Below are 18,421 nucleotides of genomic sequence, written 5' to 3'. Positions count from 1 at the left end.
ATCGCGTGAGAATTCTCCATCTGGCGTTCGCCGGCACCGATCAGGCCGGGGTCCACCGCAAGCTGTCCGAGCAGGTGACTTCGCTGCGCGCCCACGGCGCGGAGGTGGAGTCGCTGGTTGTGGCGGACACGCGGACGGCGCCGGCGCCGTGTCACGCACCGTATCGCGTGATCGATGTGCCCGGCGGCGGATTTGACCTGCCAGGGCGCGCGACGGCGTTCGCCCAGTGTCTGGAGGCAGCGCAAACGTTCGCCCCCGATGTGGTCTATCTGCGCTACCCGATCTACGACGCCGAAGTGCAGCACTTCGTGCGCGCCGCGCCGCCGGTGGTCTTCGAGTTGCAGACCATTTTCCGCAACGAAGCGTCGCCGCAGTCCGCGGCCGCAGAAGCGGCGTGGGCGGACCGCGTTCTCCCGATGACGAGCGGATTGGTAGGCGTCACCCGCGAGATCCTCGACGACGAACTGTCCCGAGCCGCGCGCGCGGCACCGGGGTGCCAGCTACCGGGTCACGTCATGCCGAATGGCGCAGACCCGCGCACCATACCGTTCATGAGCCCGCAACTGGCCGAGGATCGTGTCGATCTGCTGTGCGTGGCCTCATTCTATCCGTGGCATGGCATCGACCGCCTGGTGGTCGGATTTGTGTCCGAGCCGGATGTGCGCGATGTGCACCTGCACCTTGTTGGCGACGGGCCAACCGTGGCGGCGCTTCGCGCGCTGGTGAATGACGCCGGCATGGGGCATCGCATCCACTTTCACGGCCATGTACGCGTCTCGGAATTGGGCCCGTGGTATGCGCGTGCCCATGTCGCCATCGGATCATTGGCACCGCATCGGGTGGGATTGCGGGAACTCGCGGCGCTCAAGCACCGGGAATACGTGCTGCGCGGGATCCCCATGATTCTGGCCGGCGGCGACGCGGACTTCACGACGGCGCTCCCCTGGTTCCGGCAATTCCCGGCCGACGACTCCCCCATCTCCCCGCGAATACTGCGCGCACTCGCCCTTGGCTGGAGCCACGAAGCCCGCCGTCGACAGATCCGGCAGTGGGCCGAATCGCACGTCTCGTGGGATGCCAAGATTCCGCTGTTGCTGAACTTCCTGCAACAATGTGCCGCTCGCGGGGCGCCGCATCGGGACTACGTTTCCGCATGAACATCACCACCGTGCTGGGTGCCCGTCCACAGTTCATCAAGGCGGCGCCGGTGTCACGTGTGCTGCGCGCAGTGCATTCGGAACGCCTGCTGCACACGGGACAGCACTACGACCCGCTGATGTCGGCGGTGTTCTTCGACGAGCTGGATATCCCGGCTCCCGACGTGACCCTGCACGTGGGCTCGGCGTCGCATGGTGCGCAAACCGGCCGGATGCTGGAGGCGATCGAACAGGACTTGATGGCGCACCGACCAGACGCGGTACTGGTGTACGGCGACACGAACTCCACACTGGCCGGTGCCCTCGCGGCGGCCAAGCTGGGCATCCCGCTGGTGCATGTCGAGGCGGGGCTTCGCAGCTTTGTGCGCGACATGCCGGAAGAGATCAATCGCATTGTCACTGACCGCTTGAGCACGCTGTGCTGTTGTCCCAGTGCGTCTGCACGCGACCAGTTGGCGCGCGAAGGGATCACCGCCGGTGTCGAGGTGGTCGGGGATGTGATGCTGGATGCACTGCGTGACACGCTCGCTCGCGTTGCCGAACATCCGCACCGCCTCAGCGCACTGGGCATTACCTCCGGCGACTATATCCTGGCGACCGTGCACCGTGCGGCCAACACCGATGATCCCGAGCGCCTGAATGCCATCCTTGCCGCATTCGGTGCGCTTGGCCGACGCGTGCTCTGGCCCATGCATCCGCGAACGCGTCATACGCTGGAGACGCGCGGCGTGTCGGTGCCTCCGCATGTTCGTGTGGTCGAACCGCTGGGCTATCTGGATCTGGTGGTGGCGCTGCAGCACGCAAAGGTCGCGGTCACCGATTCCGGTGGCCTGCAGAAGGAAGCGTACTGGCTGGGCATCCCATGCGTCACGTTGCGCCACGAGACCGAGTGGACGGAAACGGTAGCCAGTGGATGGAACGTCCTCGCGGATGCCGATATGCATCGCATTGTGCACGCGGTCGAACAGGCGCGGGCGCCTTCGTCAGCGCGTGACGCGTATGGGGACATTGGCGCGGCGCAACGCGTGGTGGACGCGATCAGCCGATTGCGCTGAGTGGCGGTGACTGGATTGGCGGAGGACGTTCGTGCCGCGGCAATGATGACACCAATCGGTGGTCCGGCGTGGCCATCGGAGTCGTTTGGCAGCAGGCCGCCAAACAGCGGCTCCATGCCGTAGGCGTCGAGGCAGGCCTGCAACTCGGGAAACGTCCATTCCCGCGCGTGAGCGGGCGACGCAGGCGGTCCGAGGTCATCCGCGTCGGTGCCGAGCGCGCGCAGCGGCACCGAGACGACAGCCACCAGTGCATGGCGAAGTACGTGCTGGAGTGCCTGCAGCCTTGGTGCCGGGTCGGCCAGCCGCTGCAGCGTGTCGCTGCAGACGATCACCGCATCCCGCCACTCGGCCGCGCTGGTGACGTCGCGCCACTCTTCCTGAGCGTCAACGATACGGGCTTCCAGCATTGAATCGAGGCGCGCGGCCAATCGCTGCACACCGGCCGGCGTTTGCGGAGCTCCTGAGCCGTCGGGTACCCGCGCGCGGTAATCCGCCCGGAATGCAGAAAGGTGACGTCCGTTCCCAGCGGGAACGCGCGCGCGGGCACCCGATACGGGATCAGCAGATCCGGCGTGATCGCCTGCGCCATCCGATCGAACATCGCCGGTGGCAACACATCGTGCGCTGGAACGGGCTGGCGAGGCGCGTTCATCGGACGATGGTGCGAGCGGCCACGAATAGTCGACCGACGAGGCGTGGGCCATCGGCCAGCAGCAGGTTCGGCGTACGCGTCATGCGTGACTCGCTGTCCGTCGCGGCGAGCAGGCCCTCATCGCTGAGCGACGTATCGACGGGCTCGATCAATTCGAGCCCCAGAGCAGCCAGCCACGCCGGAACGCGGGCGACGCCGTCGAGCACACGCGCATCGGGGGGTCCGGCCAGGCGCACCGGGATGGTTACGCACATCAGCGCGTGCAGACGCAGATGTCGGCGCATCACCGTTATCAACGACGCGAGATCAGCCACTGACATATCGTCCGACCACGGGAGCACGATGCCGGCGTCCGCTTCCAGCGGGGGCACCTCCGCGTAGAGCGCGTCAACCGCCACCGCACGCAGCCGATCGGCCGCATCAGGATTCAACGCAAATTGTTCCGGATGGTCCAGCCACACGGTTCCCGGCGCCGCCCCGTACTGCTCGAGCAGATCGGCGACGATCATCGACCGTACCTCGGCGGCGATACTCCACGCGCAGGCGCGTCGCAAATCACCGATCATCAGCACGCGAGCATCCGACCCGAGGATCCCCAGTCGTTCAAGGGCCACGGCGGCTTGCGTCGCGTCCCACACGGCGGCCGTGCGGTCATACCATTGCAGTCGTCCTCGACCATCATCGGCGTATAGCACGGCCGACGCATACCATTGCTCGTCCGCCCAGTCTGCGGTGTCGGCAAACTTGCAGAGGCGGGGTGATCCCGTCTCACGCACCGGAAGCCGCGATTGCCGACGCCGAGCGTCGAGCAACGACTGCAGTGCGGCGTGCAGCGCCGGCCACGTGGGATGCTCCGGCTCGGCGGTCGAGAGTTCCGCCAACAATGCCAGCGCCGGTGCGGACGCGAATCGTTGCCGGGCCATGAGCGTGCCGTGCTGCAACAGACTTTGTGCGAGTTGCGCGAGATCGACGCGCGCGCGGGTGTACTCGCTGCGGCGAACGGGCGAGGCGCGATGCAGACGACGCGCCAAGGCGACGCCAAGCGCATCCTCATCGGACGGCTGCCCATAGTGCAGTCGACCATCGGGCAACACGAGTCCCAACGCACGCCACTTCCTGACGAGATAGGCCTGCTTGCTGCGCGAACCCAAATGCGCGATCGCGGGCACTGCCGCCCCGGACTTGTGTCCGTGATGCACGATGGCGGTGGTGGGAACGGCATAGGCGTCCCATCCGGCGGCGCGCGTGCGTACCGTGATGTCGTCGTCCTCGTGCCAGAACGGATTGAGCTGCTCGTCGTAGGTGCCGATGGCGCGGAACACCGCCGGTCGCACGAAGCAGGCAAACCCTCCCGAGGCGACATCCACCAGCATCGGCACGAATGCCAACGGCGACAACAGCTCGCGATGCGTGGCATGCACCACCATCTCGAATCCGCTGCCGGACGCCATACCGGCCTCCGGTACCCGCTGGAAGAGCTCGCGAAACGGCGTCAACCATCCCGGAAAGAATTCGAGATCATTGTCGATGAAGACGATGAAGCCATCGTCGGGGACCTGGGTGTCGATGAGTTGCACAAGGCGATTGCGCCCTCCGGCCACACCGCGATTCTCGGTGCCCAGTTCCACCGTGACTCGCGGGTCATCGAGGGCGTTCAACCAGCGACGCGTTCCATCTGTAGAGCCATTGTCCAGGATGACCGCGTGCCAGGGTTCATCGGTATGCAGATCGAGGCTGAGCAGACACCGCTTGGTGTAGGCCAGCGCATTATAGGTGAGAATCGCGAACCACAGCCTGGGCGGTGTGGACGGCGCACCGCGCATTCCGTCGTCGGCGAAGAGCCGGAGTCGGCAGGGGTGCGTGGCCGCGTTCGTCGCCAACTCACTCATGACGCGGCGCCCTCGGCCGCGCTGACATGCGTCAGCAGTCTCGTCACCAGCATGGCGGCGACGTCATCGGCACTGACCAGTGCTGCGGCTGCCGTACGCATGGCGGTCCGGTGCGCTGTCAGTGCGTCGGTTGTGCAGGCCGCCGACAATGCACTCGCCAGCGCCGCGCCGGACATCGCGCCACCCGGTCCGCTCGGTATGGTCCAAACACCGGCCGCAGGCCATTCCGATACAGCGGCGTGCTCCGGCACAATCAGCGCGCATCCCAGGTCGCGCGCCACACGCCACCACGTGAGCGAGTGCGTCGATCCGTGCGGAGACAACAGGACGTCGGCGCGTCGAAGCAGTGACGGAACGTTGGCCACGGCGAAGCGCTCGTTCCACACCGACACATGTTCAAGTCCCCGCATCGTCCGTGCGCGCTTCTCCATCTCTCCGCCCCACTCACGAACGGCGTCTTCTGACGCGCGGTCGATCCGGATGGCCAGATCGGCACCGCCGCCGCTGACCCGAGGCCACATGCGCACGGCCTGTTCGGCGATGGCGATATCGCCCACCGCGGACACCGGCAACAGGACTCGCCGCCGCGCATCTTTCCTGACTCCCGCAACGCTGTCAAAGGCCGCCACCTGCGACGCATCCAGCACGCGCATGGCAGGAATTCGGAAGACTCGCGACTCGGGCACGCCGAGTTCGCGGACGGCGGCGTGTGCCGCCGCATGCGGCACCCACACGTCGTTGGCTCGCGACAACAGGTGTGGTGCGAGCCACTCCGGGACGTGATCGAACACCGCATCACCCGTGCAGACAACCCAGGTAGCATCGGGTGGCACCCGCATGGTGCTGTCTGACGTTGCGCTGCACCAGGTCAGTACGATGTCGCGCGCGCGAACACCCACGGTCCCTGTCGTGACACGATCACGCCAAAGGGGATACCGGGGCGAAGCAATGGAGGGACGTTCATCTGCTGCGGTGCCATTCAGGCGCAGGGGTCCCACACTTTGGACGGCCGCGCGATGCAGCGGTGCAAGCAGCGCCGTCAGTTCGAGGGGAGTGGTGTTTGATGAAAAGGCCGGCGCATCAACCACAATGCGCGTTCGGTCACCCGGGCGATCAACCACTCGGGCGTCCGCGCGGTTGACCGTGGCATGCAGTGCGTGCAGTTCACGAAGACGTTCGCGTACCACCGACGCCGCGCCCGCCCACGTCCATCGTGACACCATGTCGTGGCGCGCCCGTTGTCCGATGTCGCGGGCCCGCGGGCGATCCGCATGCACACCGCGCAACAGCCTGACGAGATGCGACACGCTCGGTTCCGCCCACGCGGTGTCCCGATAGACCAGCGCATCCGGATCGGACGCCGACACCAATCCGTCGATGTCCAGCAGCAGACTATTCTCGTCGGTCATGTACTCAAGATGCGCGCTCCAGCGCGTGGCAATCACCGGCAGGCCCGTCGACATCGCTTCCATCAGCGGTCGTCCCCACCCCTCGCCACGGGTAGGTGAGACATAGGCGTGCGCGGCGCGATACAACGCGGGCATGTCCTGTTCGGCCACCAGCTCCGGAACCAGCACGATGGGCGCCACGTCGTGGCGATGCCGCCCGCACGATTCGAACAGGAACGTATTCACCGCGTGCTCGAGCCACGCCGCCGATTCAGCGGAGGCGCCGAAGCCCGGCAGATAGGTGCGCAACACCAAGCTGACGTCGTCGGTTGGCTGGAAGGCGTCGGCCCAGGCACGCAACAGCACATCCCAACCTTTCCGGCGGCGCCACTCGAAGATCGAGAGAAACACGGTGCCGCGCGTTCCGGCAACCGGATATTGCGGACCGTCAGGAGTGTACTGGGTGCTGTCGATCCCGCCCGGCACCACAGCGATGGGGACATGCACGCCCGCCCGTCGAAAGCTCTCGACGTTGAATTGGCTTGGGACCCACAGCGCATCGAGGGCGTTGCAGCTGGCGACCCAGGCGGCGGGCAGCGCATCGGTCTCGAACATCGTGCGGCCGACCACGGCGGCGGCGGCGTCGGTGGGCACAAAACCATCAGCGACAAAGTGCTCGACCAAGAGGAATGGCGGCGTCGCGCTGCGTTGCGCCTGTCGGTCCAGTGTGCTCGCCATCGCCGAAGGCAACTGCTCGCGGAAGCCCGGTACCTGGCGTTCCGCCACCGGACGAAGCACCACGGGAATTCCGGCCGCTTCGAGCGCGATCACTATCCCGCGCGCTTCATCGGCGTACCCCGTGGCCTCGTAGATGGGCGCGCACCACACCAACGGCATTGGCGTCGTCATGACGGGATTTCCGTCAACAGATGATGCAACGCATCCACCACGCCCAACCAGTCCTGCGGGCGGGATTGGCGCACCAACCGCATCGAGGGATACCACGGTGTGGTGGTGCCGTGCAGGCCCCATCGCCAATCGGGGACATGCTGCAGCATCACCCAGGTGGGAATTCCCATCGCACCTGCCAGATGGGCGATGCCCGTATCGGTCGTCACCAGTCCGTCCAGGCCGGCAAGCGTTTCAGCGGTCGCGGACCAATCGGGGGACAGCGCAATGCGCTGCAGTCTGTCGATGGAAACATTGCCGGCGTCACCATGTTGCAGGGCCACCCACTCGATGCCCGGAATGTCCACGATGACGGGCAATAGTGCCGGGTCGAGATCGCGCGTTACGCGTCCGACGAACGAGGGATTCCCCGCCCACACCAGTCCGAACCGTCGTGCGGCGCGGTCGCCAGACGGTGCCACCGATCGGGTGCCGGCGGCGCGCAGATATGGCACGCGGTTGCCGAGGACGTTGTCGTGCAGTTCCAGACGATGCGGCAGCGACAACAGCGGCACATGCCAATCGGTTTCCGGTGGTGCGCCACGGGCTACGGCATCCAAACCGCTGTGCATCAACAACGACACGGCGTCGGCGTGACACTCCACGACCACGCGCGTTGCCCCTCGCGCGACGAGATGGGACACGAAACGGACAAATTGGAACTGGTCACCGACCCCTTGTTCGGCGGTCACCAGAATCGACGCGCCCTGTAGCGGCTCACTGTTCCAGGCGCGGGCTGTGGTTGCCGGCGTGGGCAATGGGCGTGCCTCGAACGCACGCCATCCGGCGGCGGACGCCCCGCCTAACAGGAGGGTATACGCCCGTTGCAAGTGCGTGGCGGCATGGTTGGGTCGCACCGCGTCGGCGCGATCGAGCCAACGCATCGCCCCGGCCGGATCGCCGAGATCATGACGGAGTTGTGCTGCGGTCAGCAGCAGGGCGGGATCGGCGGGAGCCTTGGTGATCGCCCGGTGCATCAGCGGCCAGCCCGCGGCCGGATCGCCCATGGTACGCATCGCACCGGCCAAGGCACCAAGCGCCGCCGGGTTGTGCGGCATGAGCGACACCACATGCTTGAAACACGCCGCCGCTTCCAGCGGCGCGCCGGCCTCGAGCAGTGCGGCACCCAGTGCAAATGCGATGGACGGATCGACCCAGGCTCCGCTCGCGTGCGACGCGCGCAATGTGGCCCGCGCCATGAGCACGTCGCCGGCCAGCCGATACACGTTCGCCAAGGCGATCGCGATGGACACGTCGCGAGGCATTGCGTCACGTACCAGCGCAAAGGCCGTTGCCGCTTCGGGAAACCGACCGGCCTCGAGCGCCTGCTGACCAGCCTCCAGCCAGCGGGACACGGCGTCAGGCATGCGCTGTCGACCCCGTTGGGAGGTCGGTTTGACGGGAATCCCGCCGTCCGCGACCGGTTGCGTGACACCGCGTGCCGGGGGTGTGAGATGCGACCGGATTGTGTGTGATCTCGCTCAAGTATTTCGAGGCGTGGACGAGACTGTCTGGTGACCGCCATCCGATCGTCGGGTAGCGGGCGAGGCACGGATGCCTCAAAAAAACATCACGGAGGATAGCAGTCCATGCGTATCAACACGAACGTCGGCGCTCTGACCGCCTCGAAGAACATCTTCATCAACAACATGGCGGTGGAGAACAGCATGCGGAAGCTGAGCTCCGGCCTCAAGATCAGCCGCGCGGCTGATGATGCGGCTGGTCTCTCGATCGCCAACAAGCTTCGCACGCAGAGCCGTTCGCTGTCGCAGGCGGCGTCCAACGCCGAGCAGGGCAACGCGATGCTGCAGATCGCGGAAGGTGCGGCCTCGACGATCCAGCGCATCATCGAGCGTCAGAAGGAACTGATCACGCAGAAGGATTCGACGGGTAACAACAGCACGGTGTCGGCCACGTTGGGCACGGAAATCGCCACGCTTCAGACCGAAGCGGCGCGTATTCTCGCCGACGCGGACTTCCAAGGGGCGTCGGTGTTTGCCTCGTTGACCTTCCAGGTCTCCGATTCGACCACCAACGGTACGGTCACGGTGGCGGCTTCGCTGACGCTGACCTCGCTCAGCGGTTCGTCCACGCTGGCCAATGCGGATACGGCGCTTGATGCCGTGAACGCGACGCTCGCCACCATCGGCGCCGGTCAGAACGTGCTCGACTACACGGTGCAGAACTTGAAGTCGGCGGTCGTGAACGTCCGCGCGGCCGAGTCCACGATCCGCGACGTCGACATGGCAGAGGAAATGGCCAACTTCACGAAGAACAACATCCTGAAGGAAGCGGCTCAGGCGATGCTTGGGCAGGCGAACCAGGGCAGCCAGAGCATTCTGCAGCTCCTGCGCTAATTCGCAGCACTTCTCGCAGGTGAATGACCCCGGAGTCGGCCTTGGCCGGCTCCGGGGTATGGCCATAGCATAAGCGACGGAGCTTACGATGCCGAGTACGATCAACTTCAGTGGGCTGAGCAGCAGCATTCAGTGGGGCGACATCGTCGACGCGACGATCGACGCCGAGAAGGCGCGGAATCTCACGCCTATCACGGCCGAAATCGCGAAGCGGGCGGCCCAGAAAGATGCGTGGACCAAGCTCAACTCCCTGGTCGAGACGCTCAACGAGAACGCCCGGTTGGTGCGGCGCACCGGTTTCGGCGGGTTCACCGCCACCGTCCCGCCCAGCCCGACCACGTCGCGCACGTTGCTCACGGCGTCGCCGTCGCTCAATGCCGTTCCGGGACGCTATCGGGTGGAAGTGCTGCAGCTGGCCGACACGGCAAAGATCGCCGGCGGCTCGGTGGCCGACACCAGCGCCGCCCTGAACCTCACTGGCGATTTCGCGATCAACGGGACGTCGGTCGCGATCAGCGCCACGGATTCCCTGGACGCGATTCGCGACAAGATCAACACGGCCAACAGCGGCGCCACGCCAACCGGTGTGACCGCGACCATCGTCAAGGAGGGCACGACCGCCGGGCGGCTCGTGCTGACGCGCGACACGAGTGGCGCGGCGGGCATCACGTTGACCGACGGCACCGGCGGCATGGCGCGTGAGCTGGGATTCATCGATTCGCGCTCCAAGCCGGTGTCCTCCGCCGTGGTGGCAGCGGCCACCGCACTGGGCCTCGCGGTCACACCGCCCCCGGCGACGATTCGCGTGGGGAACACTGTGATCACGGTTGACCTGGCGACCGAGTCGATTGCGTCGATTGCCGCCAAGATCAATGCGGCCGGCGGTTCGGCATCGGTGGAATCGGAGCAGTATGGCAGCGAGACGCGCTATCGACTCGTCGCCGACGGCAACGTCAGCGCTGTCGTGGGGGATGCCGGCAGCCAGGACGTGATTGATGCACTGGGCCTGATTGCCGGCACGACCGGCGCGGTGAGCCAGTCGGTGCAGACCGGCGTGTACACCGATGCGGCCGACGCGGTGGCCACCGCGTCGACGCTGCTGGCCGGGCTCAAGGTGGACGGGAGCGCCACCGGCCTGGCGGTTGGCGACGCCATCAACATTCGCGGCATGCGCGGCGACGGCACGGCCGTCACCATCGGCCTGGTGGTGGGTGCGGGTGACACCATGCAAACGCTGCTCGACAAGATCAATGATGCGACCACCGGATTCGGATCCGGCGCGCGCACGGCGGTGGCCTCGCTGGGCGCCGACGGACGCATTCGTCTCGCGGACAGTCAGGGCGGGGCCTCGCGCCTGTCACTGACGCTGGGTGTGACGCACAGCAACGGGTCGGCGGGTTCGCTGGGCGCTGCCACGGTGGCCGTGACCGGTCGCAGTCGGGAACTGCAGCAGGGTCGGGATGCCATTCTGCGGGTGGACGGGCGCGACCTCACGCGCTCGTCCAACACCATCACGGACGCGATCGTGGGCACCACGCTCAATCTGCAGACGGCTGAACCCGGAACCAGCATCGACGTGTCGATCGACCGCGATGTGAACGGTGGACTCGCGTCGGTGCAGAAGCTCGTGGATTCGTACAACGCCATTCACGCCTTTCTCGACGAGCAACGCAAGGTGGACGCGCCGTTGTATGCGGACACGCTGTTGCGCGGCGTGGTGAACAGCTTCACCGATGCGCTTCGCACCGACGTGACGGCCAACACCACCTACAACAAGCTGGCGATTGCCGGGGTGGCGCTCGATCGGTTTGGTGTCCTGAAAATCGATACGGACAAGCTGAAGACCGCGATGGCCGACAAGCCGCTCGAGATTGAAGCCCTGTTCGGCTTTTCCGGCGTCGGCGCCGCGTTCGTGGCGGCGGCCGACAAGGCCACGCAATACGGCATCGGCACCATCAGCGCCCAGCTCAAGAATCTCGATCAGACGGCCATCCGGCTCAAAACGCGTGAAGCCGACGCCCAGAAGCGACTTGACTATCGTCGCGAACAATTGGTCGCGCAGTTCACACAGATGGAAGTGGCCATCAGTCGCCTCAACGCGCAGAAGGCATCACTCACGAGTTCGATAAATGCCCTTACGGGTTCGAACAACTGATGCCGATACTGAAGAGCAGCGCACCGCAATTCTGCCACTGACTTCAGCCCCGATCGCGATGTCCTACGCCAGCCAGTCCTCGAGTTACCGCGAAATGGAGCTTCGCTCCGCGTCGCCTGAGCGACTTGTCGTCTTCGTCTTCGAACAGCTCGTCATCAATCTCGAGCGCGCGCGCATTGCCATGGAGCGCAACGACCTTGAGCTGCGCGTGGCCTCGCTGCGTCGCGCGCGCGGTCTGGTCGGCGAATTGATGGCGACACTCGATTTCGAGAAAGGGGGGCGCATTGCCACCCAACTCGCCGATTTGTACCAGTACATGATGTACGAGCTGGTGGATATCGGTCAGCGCGGGGACGTCGTGACTCTCAAGAAGCTGGTGAACATCGCCACCAACCTGCGCGACGGATTCTCCGCGGCGGCCACGCAAGTGGTCGAACTCAAAAAGTCCGCCTGATCGGTACTGGCCACGCCATGAACGATCTTACCGGATTCCGCATGCCTCGCTTCTCGCGCCGGTCCTCGCCTGCTCGCGAGGAAGCCGCGCGCCAAGCGCTGGCCATCTGTGCGAGCGCCGACGCGGCGGCCCAGGAAGCCAAAGGCATCGTGGGCGTCGACGACGATCGGCTGTTCAGTCTGCTCGAGCAGCGAGATGAGATGCTGCGCGACCTGGCCGAACACCTCGTGGTCTTGCGTCTGGAACGTCCGACCGCCGACAGCCCGCTCTTCGCGGCCACCGAGCGTGCGGTCGATGAGGCCGACGCGCTGATCGCCGACGTGTGTGCTGCGCTGTCGTGTTCGCAACGCGTGACGATGGAGCTGGCGGCGCGTGTGGCGCATCGGGCCGCCGAGATTCGCGCCGAACTGGATGCGGTACAGCGCGCCGGCAGTGCGGGCATCGGGTATGCCTCGCAGGCGTCGCCAACCGTCGTGGACAGCCGTCGATGAGCGAACTGGTGCTCGAGCCGTTCGGGGCGCTGCTGCGCGAGAAGCTCGCGGAGCTGGACGCCGATGAAACGCCCCACGCGGTGGTCGTCGATGATGACCCGGTGGAGCGGTTGCGGCTTGATACACGACAGGCTGTGCTGGCGGAGCACCTCGGCCCGATGCCCCGGAACGGGCATCAGGCGTACATCGTCCCGCCGGCCCCCCCGCCGGAGGAACCGAGACAACGGCACCTGAACATCCTGCGCTGAACCGTTCGATTGGAGGGCCGACGCTCAAGTTGCGGCGCCGGCGTGCCGATAGTCTTTCTGAGGAGGAGGAAACCCTATGCGTATCAACGGCAGTATTTTCGATCCACTACGCCCCGACCGGGCGGGATCCAACGTCGATCCGTCTGGCTCACGCCCGACGGGTCAAAGCGAAGCGTCACCTGTGCCAGGTGCGGGCAAATCGGATTCCGTGCAGATCTCGGACGCCGGGCGCTCGCTGGCTGGACGGGTGGCCAAGGACCAGCAGGTGGACTTCGACCCCGAACGGGTAGCGGAGCTGCGGACCAAGGTCCTGACGGGTGCCTACAACACCCTCGACGTGGTGGATCAGGTGGCGCGTCGCATTCTGACCCGCGGCGATCTCTGACGAAGCAGGCGAGACCGATGAACAGCAACAGCCGGGCGCAGGAAGCGTTCTACGAGTCCGAGGCCGCACTGCGCCTCGTGGATCAGGAGATCCACGAATTGCGTGGTGCGACGCCATCGAGTCAGCGCTTTTCGGACATGAGTCTCAATGAATTGCCGCAGCTGCTGGAGCGGGCCAACGAGCAGATCCTGCGTGTGCTCGCGCAGGTGCGGGAGAAACGCTCGGCGACCGGCGGAGTGTCGTCGGCGTTTCTCGGGGACATCGAAGGGCAGCTCGCCGAAGTGGCCACGCTGCTCGATCCGGCGGCCTGATTCCTCTGGTGGGTGTCGCCGAGTCGGAACTGACTCCGGCGCAGTTTGCGCGCATCACCGGGTGGCTGCACGAGCATAGCGGCATTCGCCTGCGCGAGGGGAAGGAAGGCCTCGTGCGCGCCCGGCTCTCCAAACGTCTCCGCCAGCTGGGCCTGACGGATTTCTCGACGTATCTCGCGCGTGTCGAGTCCGACCCGGATCGCCGCGAATTCGCAGAGATGATCGATGCGCTGACGACGAACAAGACGAGCTTCCTGCGGGAACGCGCGCACTTCGATTTCCTGCGCACCGACGTATTCCCCTCGCTCTCGGAACCCATCCGCCTGTGGAGCGCAGGATGCGCCAGCGGCGAGGAAGCCTACACCCTGGCCATGCTGGCGCTCGAGTCGTTTGCGATGCACACCGCGCCGGACATTCGCGTCCTGGCCACGGACATCAGTCGCCGCGTACTGTCGACGGCGGCAGCCGGGATCTATCCGGCGGAGGCCATGGCCGACGTACCGACGGAATGGCTGTCGCGGTACTGGACGTGCCAGCCGAATGACAAGAGCGATGAGTTCGTCGCGGGACGCGCCCTCCGTCAACTGGTCCACTTCGCGCCGCTGAATCTGATGGAGCGGTGGCCGATGCACGGCCCCTTCGATGCGATCTTTTGTCGGAATGTGATGATCTACTTCGACAAGGGTACCCAACAGCGCCTGGTGGAGCGGTTTCACGCCCTTCTGAAGCCGGGCGGGTTCCTCTTTGTCGGGCATAGTGAGAGTCTGACGGGGCTGACGCACCGGTTCGGGTACGTGCAGCCGGCGGTGTATCTCAAGTAGAGAGGTCGCACGGCGGACACACGGGTGCTATCGTTTGGTGTCCCGCCACTGACGACCCGCATCGTCATCGACCGTGCAGCCTTTCCCGAGGATTCCATGCATCGCCATGTGTTGAGTGCCGTGTTGTTGACCCTGACGGCCGTGCCGGTCGCGCGCGCCCAGACGCCGCCGCCGGCTGCCCAGCAAATTGCGGCGGCCGTCCTCGCACTGCCCGAAGCCATGCGCGCTGAGGCGGGTGTGATGGGGTACAAGACGCCGAACAAGCTCGAACTCCTGCGGCCGTCCAAGAACGGCATGCTGTGTCTGGCCGACGATCCGGCGGAGGAGAAATTCCACGTGTCGTGTTATCACGACTCGATGGATCCCTTCATGGCGCGTGGCCGGTCGTTGCGTGCCGAGGGCGTGAAAGGCACGCAGGTGGATACGGTGCGCTTCGCCGAGGTGAAGTCGGGGAAGATCAAGATGCCGACCGCGCCGGCATCGCTGTATCAGATTTTCGGCGAGGCCTACGATGCGGGCACCGGCACCGTGTCGAAAGGTCGGACACTGTTCGTGGTCTATATCCCCTTCGCTACGGAAAAGAGCACCGGGCTGTCCACCAAGCCGTCGGACAAGACCCCGTGGCTGATGCTGCCGGGCACCCCCAAGGCTCATATCATGTTCTCGACGAGCATGTAGCAGGTGGCATTGCCTGCGAAGGGATCCGGCGTGCCGCGTGCGCTGACGACACGATCGATCGGCAAGGCGGTGGACGCGCTGTGCGCGGCGGATCCCAAGATGGCGCGGGCTATCGCGGTGGTTGGACCGTGCACGTTGCGCCCTCGGACTGAGGGGACGCATTTCGATCATCTGGCGCGGGCCATTGTCTACCAGCAGCTCTCCGGGTCGGCCGCTGCCACCATCTATGGGCGCTTCACGGTGCAGTGCGGAGGCGGCGAACCGCCGTCTCCGCAGGCCATTCTGAACCATGACGAAGCCACCATGCGTGGGTGCGGTCTTTCCGGTGCCAAAACCGCGGCTATCCGGGACCTGGCACGACATGTGGTCGATGGGCGTTTACCACTCGACACCATCGAAACGATGGACGACGAAGCGATTATCGAGTCGCTTATCCCGGTGCGCGGAGTGGGACGGTGGACGGCACAAATGTTCCTGATGTTCCGGTTGTGGCGACCCGACGTGTTGCCGGTGCTCGATCTGGGCGTGCGCAAGGGCGCGCAGCGCATCTACAACATGCGCGCGTTGCCCGAGGCCGAACGTCTGGAAAAGGTGGCGCGCACATGGCGGCCGTGGGCGAGCATTGCCAGTTGGTACTGCTGGCGCATTCTCGACGTGGAGAACGCGGGCGGCTGGTAGGCCGATGACAATGCGCACATTCCAACGTTCGGTGCGCGTACCGGTGCCTGTTGAGGCGCTGTTCGCGTGGCACGAGCGGCCGGGCGCGTTTGCCAGACTCGCACCGCCATGGGACGCACCGAGGGTGCTGGAGCACACCGGCGGTATTCGTGACGGTGCGCGCGTGACGCTGCCGGTGCATGCCGGGCCAATCCCCACCACGTGGCGCATCGAGCATCGCGACTATGTGGCCAATCAGCAGTTCGTGGATGTGATGCGCGAAGGGCCATTCGCGCACTGGGTGCACACGCACCGCTTCTCGGCAGATGGTCCGAACGCCAGTGTGCTGGAAGACCACATTGCCTATGCCCTGCCGATGGGAGTGCTTGGCGAGGCCGTTGCCGGCGGCTTCGCCCAGTCAACATTGGCGCGCGTGTTTGCCTATCGTCATGAGCTGATGCTGGCCGATCTGGCCCGTCACGCCGAATACACCGCCCGGCCGCGCATGCGTGTGGCGATTACGGGGGCATCCGGATTCATCGGCACGCAGCTGGCGGCGTTCCTGTCGACCGGCGGACACGAGGTCGTGCGTATCGGACGCGGGCCGGTGGTGCCCGGTGTGACCGATATTTCCTGGAGTCCCGAACGCGGGCAGCTTGATGCGCGATCGCTTGAAGGGGTCGATGCGGTCGTGCATCTGGCCGGTGCGCCGATTGCCGAACGATGGACCGCCGCGCGTCGTGCGGCGATTCGCACCAGTCGTGTGGAAGGCACTTCGTTGTTGGCGCACACGCTGGCGCAGTTGGACCGTCGGCCCCGCGTCCTGGTGAGCGGATCGGCCATCGGCATCTACGGCAGTCGTGGCGCAGAGCTGTTGGACGAGTCGAGTGCGGCCGGACGCGACTATCTCGCCGACACCGCGCTGGCGTGGGAGTCCGCGACCGAACCGGCAGCGCGCGCGGGTATTCGGGTTGTGCATGCGCGAACGGGCATCGTGCAGGGTGCGGCCGGTGGGGCGCTGGCCAAGCAGGCGCCGTTGTTTCGTCTTGGTGTTGGCGGCGTGCTTGGCCACGGCACGCAATGGCTGAGTCCAATCGGGCTGGATGACGTGATTGGCGCGCTGCACTTCTGCGTGATGCGTGACGACGTGAGCGGCGCCGTGAATCTGGTGGCGCCAGCCGCGCTGACGAACGCCGATTACACACACGTGTTGGCCACTGTGATGCATCGGCCGTCGCTGGCGCGCGTACCGGCGTTTGCGTTGCGACTGGTGCTGGGTGAGGAGATGGCCAATCTCACCGTGCTGGCCAGTCAGCGCGTGGCGCCGATGCGGTTGCTGGACGCCGGCTTCGCGTTTCGGCTGCCAACGGTGGAATCGATGCTGCGGTTTGAGCTTGGGGTCGTATCTGGTTGATGGTCATGGGGATACGACCTGTTCGAGTGCAGCGGGCACGTCGTATGCATGTATCCACCTCGGCGCACCACGCGCTACCTCCCTGACACCAACCGACCACACTTCCCGTAATATTCAGGACATATGAACCCCGCATTTCTCGAGAGCGCCTTCTTCATCGCCTTACTGGCGGTGGTCGGCGCTCTGCTCGTTTCCGCCCTCGGCTGGACGCCGTTCGGCAAGCGTATCAAGCAATCCGCCAATCGCAAACGCATCGATCGCGAAGCGGATCTCACCTGTCCCATCCACGGGCTGCAGCGCGAGACCGATCTCGTGCGCCTGCCCACGGGTGAACCGTTATGTCCCCACTGCTACAAGGAGGCCGTCCATGGCTACATCGATTGACTCGACACTTGAAGGGCTGCGAAGCTCCATGCGCAATTCCATGACCGGCGGTTCCGGCGGCGGCGGTCTGACGGGCGGCGGCGGTGGCGGCATTCGGCGTCTGTTGGTGGCGGCGGCCGTGCTGCTGGTGGGGCTGTTTGTGGTCAAGCCGATGGTAGCCTACATCGAACCCGGCCATGTGGGCATCGTGATTCATCGCGGCGGTGGCGGTGTCGACCCGCAGCCGTTGGGTCCTGGCTTCCACATGCGCAATCCGGCCATGACGGCCATTCAGGAGTATCCAACGTTCATGCAGACGCTGGTGCTGACCCGTGACGCGACGGAGGGCTCGCCCAATAACGACGAGATCAATGTGAACTCGATCGAGGGGCAGCCGTTGTCGTTGGACGTATCGATGTCTTTCGAACTCGATGGCACCCGAGTCCCCGCGTTGTACTCGACGTTTCGCACCGACGTGCAGACGATCTCGCATGGTTTCATCAAGCAGGCCATTCGTCAGTCGCTGCAGGAAGTGGTCGGCAATGAGGAGATCGCCGCCATTCTTGGCCCCAAGAAGGCTGAAGTGGTGACACGCACGCAGACGCTGTTGCAGAAAAAGCTTGATGCCTATGGGATCGTGGTCCGGCAATTCACGTTGAACGAATTCCGCGCGCCCAAGGCGGTGATGGATGCGATATCACTGAAGAACGTGATGCAGCAGCAGTCGCTCACGGCCCAGAACGAACTGCAAAAGAACACATTCCAGGCGCAAGGTGACAGTATCAAGGCAATGGGGCGCGCGAAGGCGATTCTGGCTGAGGCCGAAGCCCAGGCCAAGGCGAACGACTTGCTGTCGCGCAGTATCACGCCCACGCTGGTGCAGTACGAAATGGCGAAGCGCTGGAACGGTCAGATGCCGCAGGTGACCGGCGGGGCGATGCCGATGCTGCAGTTGCCGGGCACGGTCAAGCCAGAGTAACGACTTTCCTGACGGACGA

At 65.4% G+C, this 18,421-nt stretch carries 19 protein-coding genes; 15 read left to right on the top strand and 4 right to left on the bottom strand.

The features are described from left to right. The first annotated feature begins 5 nt into the window (after window positions 1-5). On the top strand, window positions 6-1,157 hold the full coding sequence (locus tag IPP90_22700) for a glycosyltransferase family 4 protein (protein MBL0173446.1): 1,152 nt from the start codon (window positions 6-8) through the stop codon (window positions 1,155-1,157). Beyond that, the gene (gene wecB, locus IPP90_22695) at window positions 1,154-2,212 is read left to right on the top strand and encodes a UDP-N-acetylglucosamine 2-epimerase (non-hydrolyzing) (GenBank protein MBL0173445.1); all 1,059 of its coding nucleotides are present in this window, start codon (window positions 1,154-1,156) and stop codon (window positions 2,210-2,212) included. Before IPP90_22700 ends, wecB begins: the two co-directional genes overlap by 4 nt. A gap of 328 nt (window positions 2,213-2,540) precedes the next feature. Here the strand turns inward: wecB and IPP90_22690 are convergent, their stop codons facing one another. Genes IPP90_22690 through IPP90_22675 form a run of 4 tightly spaced genes read right to left on the bottom strand, consistent with a single transcriptional unit; the run spans window position 2,541 to window position 8,456 of the window. Further along, window positions 2,541-2,864 carry a hypothetical protein gene (locus IPP90_22690; protein MBL0173444.1) on the bottom strand — a complete coding sequence of 108 codons (324 nt, stop codon included), beginning with the start codon at window positions 2,862-2,864 and terminating at the stop codon, window positions 2,541-2,543. Then, on the bottom strand, window positions 2,861-4,753 hold the full coding sequence (locus tag IPP90_22685) for a glycosyltransferase (protein MBL0173443.1): 1,893 nt from the start codon (window positions 4,751-4,753) through the stop codon (window positions 2,861-2,863). The genes IPP90_22690 and IPP90_22685 overlap by 4 nt, the downstream gene beginning before the upstream one ends. Further along, entirely contained in the window at window positions 4,750-7,050 is a 2,301-nt protein-coding gene (locus tag IPP90_22680; protein MBL0173442.1) for a glycosyltransferase family 4 protein, read from the bottom strand. The genes IPP90_22685 and IPP90_22680 overlap by 4 nt, the downstream gene beginning before the upstream one ends. Continuing rightward, complete coding sequence (locus IPP90_22675) at window positions 7,047-8,456, bottom strand: hypothetical protein (protein ID MBL0173441.1); 1,410 nt, start codon at window positions 8,454-8,456, stop codon at window positions 7,047-7,049. The genes IPP90_22680 and IPP90_22675 overlap by 4 nt, the downstream gene beginning before the upstream one ends. Before the next feature lie 222 nt (window positions 8,457-8,678). Between IPP90_22675 and IPP90_22670 the strand changes: the two genes are divergently transcribed. From IPP90_22670 to IPP90_22610, 13 genes are all read left to right on the top strand, one after another. Next, window positions 8,679-9,446, top strand: a complete 768-nt coding sequence (locus IPP90_22670; protein MBL0173440.1) for a flagellin — start codon at window positions 8,679-8,681, stop codon at window positions 9,444-9,446. 88 nt (window positions 9,447-9,534) lie between these two features. Next, window positions 9,535-11,601 carry a flagellar filament capping protein FliD gene (fliD, locus tag IPP90_22665; GenBank protein MBL0173439.1) on the top strand — a complete coding sequence of 689 codons (2,067 nt, stop codon included), beginning with the start codon at window positions 9,535-9,537 and terminating at the stop codon, window positions 11,599-11,601. 58 nt (window positions 11,602-11,659) lie between these two features. Continuing rightward, entirely contained in the window at window positions 11,660-12,055 is a 396-nt protein-coding gene (fliS, locus tag IPP90_22660) for a flagellar export chaperone FliS (protein ID MBL0173438.1), read from the top strand. A gap of 17 nt (window positions 12,056-12,072) precedes the next feature. Then, window positions 12,073-12,546, top strand: a complete 474-nt coding sequence (locus tag IPP90_22655) for a hypothetical protein (protein MBL0173437.1) — start codon at window positions 12,073-12,075, stop codon at window positions 12,544-12,546. Further along, window positions 12,543-12,794 (top strand): hypothetical protein, encoded by a 252-nt coding sequence (locus tag IPP90_22650; protein ID MBL0173436.1) that lies wholly within the window; start codon window positions 12,543-12,545, stop codon window positions 12,792-12,794. The genes IPP90_22655 and IPP90_22650 overlap by 4 nt, the downstream gene beginning before the upstream one ends. Before the next feature lie 76 nt (window positions 12,795-12,870). After that, window positions 12,871-13,179 carry a flagellar biosynthesis anti-sigma factor FlgM gene (locus tag IPP90_22645; GenBank protein MBL0173435.1) on the top strand — a complete coding sequence of 103 codons (309 nt, stop codon included), beginning with the start codon at window positions 12,871-12,873 and terminating at the stop codon, window positions 13,177-13,179. A 17-nt stretch (window positions 13,180-13,196) separates the two neighbouring features. Then, entirely contained in the window at window positions 13,197-13,490 is a 294-nt protein-coding gene (locus tag IPP90_22640) for a hypothetical protein (GenBank protein ID MBL0173434.1), read from the top strand. Window positions 13,491-13,519: 29 nt separating this feature from the next. After that, window positions 13,520-14,311, top strand: a complete 792-nt coding sequence (locus tag IPP90_22635) for a protein-glutamate O-methyltransferase (protein MBL0173433.1) — start codon at window positions 13,520-13,522, stop codon at window positions 14,309-14,311. A 96-nt stretch (window positions 14,312-14,407) separates the two neighbouring features. Beyond that, the gene (locus IPP90_22630; protein ID MBL0173432.1) at window positions 14,408-14,989 is read left to right on the top strand and encodes a hypothetical protein; all 582 of its coding nucleotides are present in this window, start codon (window positions 14,408-14,410) and stop codon (window positions 14,987-14,989) included. A gap of 99 nt (window positions 14,990-15,088) precedes the next feature. Then, complete coding sequence (locus tag IPP90_22625) at window positions 15,089-15,667, top strand: DNA-3-methyladenine glycosylase 2 family protein (protein ID MBL0173431.1); 579 nt, start codon at window positions 15,089-15,091, stop codon at window positions 15,665-15,667. 4 nt (window positions 15,668-15,671) lie between these two features. Beyond that, window positions 15,672-17,060 carry a TIGR01777 family protein gene (locus IPP90_22620; GenBank protein MBL0173430.1) on the top strand — a complete coding sequence of 463 codons (1,389 nt, stop codon included), beginning with the start codon at window positions 15,672-15,674 and terminating at the stop codon, window positions 17,058-17,060. 123 nt (window positions 17,061-17,183) lie between these two features. Beyond that, on the top strand, window positions 17,184-17,444 hold the full coding sequence (locus IPP90_22615; GenBank protein MBL0173429.1) for a hypothetical protein: 261 nt from the start codon (window positions 17,184-17,186) through the stop codon (window positions 17,442-17,444). Continuing rightward, window positions 17,428-18,402 carry a prohibitin family protein gene (locus IPP90_22610; protein MBL0173428.1) on the top strand — a complete coding sequence of 325 codons (975 nt, stop codon included), beginning with the start codon at window positions 17,428-17,430 and terminating at the stop codon, window positions 18,400-18,402. The genes IPP90_22615 and IPP90_22610 overlap by 17 nt, the downstream gene beginning before the upstream one ends. The last annotated feature ends 19 nt before the right edge of the window (window positions 18,403-18,421 follow it).

The sequence above is a fragment of the Gemmatimonadaceae bacterium genome (genome assembly GCA_016720905.1).
In the GTDB taxonomy this organism is placed as follows: Bacteria; Gemmatimonadota; Gemmatimonadetes; order Gemmatimonadales; family Gemmatimonadaceae; genus Gemmatimonas.
The sequence above is the reverse complement of the archived record's forward strand: the minus strand, read 5'-3'. Positions and strand labels throughout refer to the sequence as shown.

Coding starts and splice junctions, on each gene's coding strand:
- wecB (MBL0173445.1), top strand. CDS start 1,154: ATGAACATCACCACCGTGCTGGGTGCCCGTCCACAGTTCATCAAGGCG.
- IPP90_22690 (MBL0173444.1), bottom strand. CDS start 2,864: ATGAACGCGCCTCGCCAGCCCGTTCCAGCGCACGATGTGTTGCCACCG.
- IPP90_22685 (MBL0173443.1), bottom strand. CDS start 4,753: ATGAGTGAGTTGGCGACGAACGCGGCCACGCACCCCTGCCGACTCCGG.
- IPP90_22680 (MBL0173442.1), bottom strand. CDS start 7,050: ATGACGACGCCAATGCCGTTGGTGTGGTGCGCGCCCATCTACGAGGCC.
- IPP90_22675 (MBL0173441.1), bottom strand. CDS start 8,456: ATGCCTGACGCCGTGTCCCGCTGGCTGGAGGCTGGTCAGCAGGCGCTC.
- IPP90_22670 (MBL0173440.1), top strand. CDS start 8,679: ATGCGTATCAACACGAACGTCGGCGCTCTGACCGCCTCGAAGAACATC.
- fliD (MBL0173439.1), top strand. CDS start 9,535: ATGCCGAGTACGATCAACTTCAGTGGGCTGAGCAGCAGCATTCAGTGG.
- fliS (MBL0173438.1), top strand. CDS start 11,660: ATGTCCTACGCCAGCCAGTCCTCGAGTTACCGCGAAATGGAGCTTCGC.
- IPP90_22655 (MBL0173437.1), top strand. CDS start 12,073: ATGAACGATCTTACCGGATTCCGCATGCCTCGCTTCTCGCGCCGGTCC.
- IPP90_22650 (MBL0173436.1), top strand. CDS start 12,543: ATGAGCGAACTGGTGCTCGAGCCGTTCGGGGCGCTGCTGCGCGAGAAG.
- IPP90_22645 (MBL0173435.1), top strand. CDS start 12,871: ATGCGTATCAACGGCAGTATTTTCGATCCACTACGCCCCGACCGGGCG.
- IPP90_22640 (MBL0173434.1), top strand. CDS start 13,197: ATGAACAGCAACAGCCGGGCGCAGGAAGCGTTCTACGAGTCCGAGGCC.
- IPP90_22630 (MBL0173432.1), top strand. CDS start 14,408: ATGCATCGCCATGTGTTGAGTGCCGTGTTGTTGACCCTGACGGCCGTG.
- IPP90_22625 (MBL0173431.1), top strand. CDS start 15,089: ATGGCGCGGGCTATCGCGGTGGTTGGACCGTGCACGTTGCGCCCTCGG.
- IPP90_22620 (MBL0173430.1), top strand. CDS start 15,672: ATGACAATGCGCACATTCCAACGTTCGGTGCGCGTACCGGTGCCTGTT.
- IPP90_22615 (MBL0173429.1), top strand. CDS start 17,184: ATGAACCCCGCATTTCTCGAGAGCGCCTTCTTCATCGCCTTACTGGCG.
- IPP90_22610 (MBL0173428.1), top strand. CDS start 17,428: ATGGCTACATCGATTGACTCGACACTTGAAGGGCTGCGAAGCTCCATG.